Below are 316 nucleotides of genomic sequence, written 5' to 3' on the forward strand. Positions count from 1 at the left end.
GAAGGGCCTCGTCGCAAAGCGAGTATTCCACATGCGGGAAGGACAGCGACGGGTTGATCACTACCTTGAAGCTGCCTAGCTTGTAGCATCCCGTGGCGGTATTGGTAACCCTTACCCAGATAATGTCCCCGTTGGTTGCCGGGTGGCTCGTTGGGGTAGCGATGGCTCCGCCAAGGCCGGCCTCGGCATCAGCCTGTAGCGTGTAGAAGCGTACCGTATAGCTGCCGCCCGGAACCTGCGCATCAAGAAGGTCCTGTTCCGCATGTCCCTGGAGGTCTACCCTCATCATGCCGTCGGCATTCGTGTCGCATACCAC

1 protein-coding gene is annotated in these 316 nt (G+C 59.5%); it reads right to left on the bottom strand.

Annotation, left to right across the window (positions count from 1 at the left end; all coding sequences use genetic code 11):
- The coding region (locus tag FJA49_RS18280; protein ID WP_158629421.1) for a hypothetical protein at window positions 1-316 on the bottom strand (316 nt) is incomplete at both ends.

The sequence above is a fragment of the Flavobacterium microcysteis genome, from assembly GCF_006385255.1.
GTDB lineage: Bacteria > Bacteroidota > Bacteroidia > Flavobacteriales > Flavobacteriaceae > Flavobacterium > Flavobacterium microcysteis.